The 231-nt window shown below is 64.5% G+C and carries 1 protein-coding gene; it reads left to right on the plus strand.

Features of this window, described 5'->3' with window-relative positions; all coding sequences use genetic code 11:
• A partial coding sequence (locus ACR9ZK_RS23745) for a DUF7669 domain-containing protein (protein ID WP_481344361.1) occupies positions 1-184 on the plus strand: 184 nt, incomplete at its 5' end.
• Positions 185-231: the final 47 nt, after the last annotated feature.

The raw sequence follows: 231 nt of genomic DNA on the forward strand, positions 1-231 counted from the left end.
CCACGCGGCGGGGAGAGCCACAGACGGTTCGATCCGAGTCCACACTCGCGGCGCCAGCTGGAACGTTGCAGACCGGTCGCAGTTCTCGCACCGGGAGCCGTTCCTCACGCGAGTCGATCGGGGACTGTTTCGTCGAGCAGCCTCCTGCGCCTCACGTCGAACCATCTACGGCAAATGCGGATGATCCGCAGTGGATGGAATCTTGCTCGGGTCACGGGCTGGTGTCTCCGT

The sequence above is a fragment of the Monashia sp. HAY1-5C genome (assembly GCF_056755255.1).